This window comes from Vibrio sp. OPT46 (genome assembly GCF_015163535.1).
Classification (GTDB): domain Bacteria; phylum Pseudomonadota; class Gammaproteobacteria; order Enterobacterales; family Vibrionaceae; genus Vibrio; species Vibrio alginolyticus.
Genome location: NZ_JADDYG010000397.1, coordinates 59,014 through 64,186 on the forward strand (window position 1 = coordinate 59,014; position 5,173 = coordinate 64,186).

The window sequence follows — 5,173 nt, forward strand, 5'->3', positions numbered from 1 at the left end:
TCGATGAAGTTCTTGCTGCAAAAGAAAAAGAGTTGATGGAAGTTTAATACTCCCACACACATCACTGTTGGAAAACGCTGTGCTCACAGCTCAGCGTTTTTTTATGTTAGTCTATCCAACTGATGGAACTCAATTAACTCCCTATGCAAAATTCTCAAGCCTTCTCTGATTCCCTTCCTAAGCATATTGCCATCATTATGGACGGTAATGGCCGTTGGGCTAAGTCCAAAGGAAAACCTCGCGTATTTGGTCATAAAAAAGGCGTTAGTGCCGTTCGTAAGACCGTGGCTGCTGCTTCAAAACTAGGCATTAGAGCCATGACGCTGTTTGCTTTTAGTAGTGAAAACTGGCGTCGTCCGGAGGAAGAAGTGGGTCTTTTGATGGAACTGTTTATCACGGTCCTGTCTAGTGAAGTAAAAAAACTACACAAAAATAATTTACGGTTGCGCGTGATCGGTGATACCAGTCGATTTAGTGAGCGTCTACAAAAGAAAATTGTAGAAGCAGAAAACCTAACGGCAGATAACACGGGTATGGTGATCAACATTGCAGCCAACTATGGTGGTAAATGGGACATCACAGAAGCTGCTAAAACGTTAGCGCTAAAAGCACGTAACGGTGAAATTCGTGTAGAGGATATCAATGAGCAGCTAATCACTGAGCATTTGACCATGGCAGACCTACCGGAAGTGGATCTTTTAATTCGCACCAGTGGAGAGTGCCGCATCAGCAACTTTATGTTGTGGCAAATGGCTTATGCAGAAATGTACTTTACACCAGAGTACTGGCCAGAATTCGATGAAGACAGTTTGGTAGAAGCTGTAACTTGGTTTATCAACCGAGAACGTCGTTTTGGCTGTACAGGTGAACAAATAAAGGCATTGATGGCAGCTCAATAAGGACTAGTTAGTTTGAAACAGAGAATAATAACAGCACTAATTTTAGCTCCCCTGGTTATTTTAGGCATTTTTAAATTACCGCTAATGGGCTTTATTGCCGCTTTAACTGCAATAACGCTATTAGGTTTTTGGGAGTGGACTCAGTTTACAGGAAGCAACTCTCGCATTGCTGCCCTTGTGCCGGCAATCATTATTACCGGACTTAGTTTTCTATACATCTCGCCTGATGCATATAGCCTCAATCACTTAACGACACCTCATTATGTCGTCTTGGGTATTGGTTTTGTTTGGTGGATTATTGCTAGCTTAATGGCGATTACTTACCCCAAAACGACGAAATCTTGGCAAAGTAATTTTGTTTTACGTCATGTATTTGGTTTTCTGACATTAATCCCATTCCTTTGGAGTGTGATTATTCTCAGAGCGTATGACATCACTGTAGATCCATACCACGGCGCAAAGCTTGTGTTGTACGTTTGTTTCTTGGTATGGGCTGCAGATAGCGGCGCCTACTTTGCAGGCAAAAGCTTAGGCAAACGTAAGATGGCTCCTCATGTAAGCCCCAATAAAACCATTGAAGGGCTAATTGGTGGCATTATCACGGCATTAATCGTAGCGTGGGCATTTGCTGATTGGTTCGATATCCAGTTCACTAGCCCTGTCCATATGGTGCTGATTACGCTGGTTACTGTCGTTATTTCAGTGCTTGGTGATCTGGTTGAAAGTATGTTCAAACGTGTCTCAGGCATTAAAGACAGCAGTAACATTATCCCAGGGCACGGTGGTGTGCTAGATCGTATCGACAGCCTAACCGCAGCATTCCCAGTTTTTGCTCTTCTTTACTACGTATTCTAATTTATCAGGAGCGGCGTCGTCGCTCCTGAGCTTTCTAACGGTCTTACAACATGCAAAAGTTAACGATTCTTGGTGCTACTGGATCAATTGGTGCAAGCACGCTTAAAGTGGTCGAACAAAACCCAGATCTGTTTTCTGTCGTTGCCTTAGCGGCAAGCACTAACGTTGAAAAGATGATCGGTCTATGTCGTCAGTGGCAACCTAAATATGCGGTCATGGCAGATAAAGCTGCGGTGTCTCAACTTCAAGCTGAGCTACACTCGGTTTCGCCAGGTACCGAAGTGCTAGGTGGTACTGATGCGCTATGTCATATAGCTTCGCTGGACGAGGTCGACAGTGTAATGGCTGCTATTGTAGGAGCCGCTGGCTTATTGCCTACCATGGCTGCCGTGAAAGCAGGTAAGCGAGTCTTGTTGGCAAATAAAGAAGCACTTGTAATGTCAGGCCAGCTATTTATTGATGCTGTAGAAGAATTTAGCGCAGAGCTACTTCCCGTCGACAGTGAACACAACGCCATTTTCCAATGTTTACCACAGCAAGTACAAACCAATCTAGGTCGTTGCAATTTACAAGAACATGGCATTTCTCATATTTTGTTGACTGGATCTGGTGGTCCTTTCCGTTACACTGACATCGCAGAACTGGAGCAGGTGACACCCGCTCAGGCGATCGCTCATCCAAACTGGTCGATGGGGCCAAAAATTTCTGTTGATTCTGCCACGATGATGAATAAAGGCCTTGAGTATATCGAAGCTAAGTGGCTATTTAATGCTGCTCGCGAACAACTGAAGGTGGTTATTCATCCTCAATCTGTGATTCATTCTATGGTTCAGTATCGTGATGGTTCGGTCTTGGCACAAATGGGAGAAGCGGATATGGCGACGCCAATTGCGCTCACCATGTCATACCCGTCAAGAGTAGAAGCTGGGGTTAAGCCGCTAGACTTCACGAAAGTTGGTGAGCTGACGTTTTTGCAGCCTGACTTTGCTCGTTACCCATGTTTAAAACTCGCAATTGATGCTTGTTATGAAGGTCAACACGCAACAACGGCATTGAATGCAGCTAATGAAGTCGCTGTTGATGCATTTTTAAATAACAGACTAGGTTTTACCGATATTGCTCGCATCAATGAGTCTGTGTTGAATAAAATCAACGCAAGCTGCAAAGCTGAGAATGCGAATAGCTTGGAAAGCTTGCTCGAGCTAGATAGAATGGCACGAACTATTGCCCTAGAAACCATACGCGAGCGTAGCTGATGACTGGTATATTGTGGAATCTCATTTCTTTTATCGTCGCACTGGGCATTCTTGTTGCCGTGCACGAATTTGGGCATTTTTGGGTTGCTCGCCGTTGCGGCGTTAAAGTTGAAAAGTTTTCAATCGGTTTCGGCAAGTCTATTTGGAGTAAAGTAGGCAAAGACGGAACGGAGTACAGCATCTCAATGATCCCTCTCGGCGGCTATGTGAAAATGGTTGATAGCCGTGTCGATGAGGTGCCAGAACATGAGAAGCACTTAGCGTTTGATAAGAAGCCGTTATGGAAGCGAACCTCTATTGTTGCGGCTGGCCCCATCTTTAATTTTCTTTTCGCAATTTTTGCCTATTGGCTGGTATTTCTAATTGGCATCCCTGCTGTTAAGCCTGTAATTGGTGAAGTTACGCCCAATTCGATTGTTGCGGAAGCTGGAATTGAATCTGGAATGGAACTTAAATCGATATCTGGTATCAAAACTCCGGATTGGGAATCAGTAAATATGGGATTGATTTCTCATATTGGCGATGATTTGATGACGGTAACACTAACGTCAGCGAATGAAGTTGGTTCAGAAGTAACGAAAACGCTCGATTTACGTGAGTGGAAGTTCGACCCAGAAACTCAGTCAGCGATGCAGTCGTTAGGTTTTGCTCCGTATACACCGGAGGTGTATCGAGTTATCGAGCAGGTCTCGCAAGGTGGAGCGGCGGAAAAAGCCGGTGTGCTTCCAGGTGATGAGGTTGTCGCAATTGGTCAACAACGCGTGACCGAATGGAAGCAAGTGGTTGAAGCGGTTCGTTCTAATCCTGATACACCGCTTGAATTGACGGTGTTACGTCAGGGTTATGAGCAAACATTGACGCTGACGCCCGGTAGCCGTGAGCTAGCTAACAAAGAAGTCGTTGGTTTTGCAGGTATTGCACCTAAAGTCGCAGAATGGCCAGAAAGTTATCGCTTCGATCTTCAGTTTGGTGTATTCGAGTCAATAGGTAAAGCAGTAGACAAAACTGGCCAAGTCATTGGTTTGACAATCAGCATGCTTAAGAAGCTTATTGTTGGAGACGTTGGTCTGAATAATCTGAGTGGACCAATATCAATAGCCAAAGGCGCAGGCGCGACAGCAGATTATGGTTTGGTCTACTTTTTAGGTTTTCTCGCTCTAATTAGTGTTAACCTAGGTATTATTAACCTCGTTCCTTTACCAATGTTGGATGGCGGTCATTTGTTGTTTTTTGCAATTGAAGCAGTCATTCGACGTCCTGTTCCTGAGAAAGTGCAGGAAATGGGCTTTAGAATTGGTGGTGCGATTATCTTCTCGCTCATGGCGTTAGCGCTATTTAATGATTTTACTCGTCTGTGATAGTTCAGAGACAAAAGCAGTAGCAAGGAATAATTAGAACAAGTATGGCGATTAAGCGAATTCTATTTGCAAGTTTACTGGCGACCAGTGTATCTGCAAATGGAGCAGAGAACTTCGTAGTTCAAGATATTGAAATCGATGGATTGCAACGTGTAGCACTGGGTGCTGCATTGTTGAAAATGCCTGTACGTGTCGGTGATACCATTGGCCAAGGCGATGTTGCAGAAATTATCCGCGCCCTGTATGCATCTGGTAACTTTGAAGATGTGAAAGTGTTGCGTGACGGTGGTGTTCTGATGGTTCAAGTCAAAGAACGTCCTACCATTGCAAGCATCTCTTTTTCAGGTAACAAAGCAATCAAGGACGAGCAGCTACAAGAAAACCTGAACGCGTCTGGCGTTCGTGAAGGTGAAGCGCTTGACCGCACCACGCTAAGCAACATTGAAAAAGGCTTAGAAGACTTTTACTACAGCGTAGGTAAATACAACGCAACAGTAAAAGCGGTGGTGACTCCACTACCACGTAATCGTTCTGATCTTAAGTTTGTCTTTACTGAAGGTGTGTCGGCAAAAATTCAGCAAATCAACTTTATCGGTAATGAAGTGTTCAGTGATGAAGAACTGCTTTCGCGCTTTAACTTAAATGTTGATGTGCCGTGGTGGAATTTCCTTTCTGATGAAAAGTATCAAAAGCAAGTCCTTGCAGGTGATATTGAAGCACTCAAATCATTCTACCTGGATCGTGGTTACTTAAAATTTAACGTTGATTCGACACAAGTTGCAATCTCTCCTGACAAGAAAGGGGT

General features: G+C 44.2%; 5 protein-coding genes. All 5 read left to right on the forward strand.

Going from position 1 to position 5,173, the window contains the following annotated elements:
• Window positions 1-143: 143 nt before the first annotated feature.
• On the forward strand, window positions 144-899 hold the full coding sequence (locus IQR33_RS18400; protein WP_005380331.1) for an isoprenyl transferase: 756 nt from the start codon (window positions 144-146) through the stop codon (window positions 897-899).
• Between the two features lie 12 nt (window positions 900-911).
• Complete coding sequence (locus IQR33_RS18405) at window positions 912-1,754, forward strand: phosphatidate cytidylyltransferase (RefSeq protein WP_005385351.1); 843 nt, start codon at window positions 912-914, stop codon at window positions 1,752-1,754.
• A 50-nt stretch (window positions 1,755-1,804) separates the two neighbouring features.
• Window positions 1,805-3,010 (forward strand): 1-deoxy-D-xylulose-5-phosphate reductoisomerase, encoded by a 1,206-nt coding sequence (gene ispC / locus IQR33_RS18410; protein ID WP_054576288.1) that lies wholly within the window; start codon window positions 1,805-1,807, stop codon window positions 3,008-3,010.
• Window positions 3,010-4,368 carry a sigma E protease regulator RseP gene (gene rseP / locus IQR33_RS18415; RefSeq protein WP_005380334.1) on the forward strand — a complete coding sequence of 453 codons (1,359 nt, stop codon included), beginning with the start codon at window positions 3,010-3,012 and terminating at the stop codon, window positions 4,366-4,368. The genes ispC and rseP overlap by 1 nt, the downstream gene beginning before the upstream one ends.
• A gap of 44 nt (window positions 4,369-4,412) precedes the next feature.
• Window positions 4,413-5,173, forward strand: a 761-nt coding sequence (locus IQR33_RS18420; RefSeq protein WP_322631781.1) for a POTRA domain-containing protein, incomplete at its 3' end; no start/stop codon positions are given.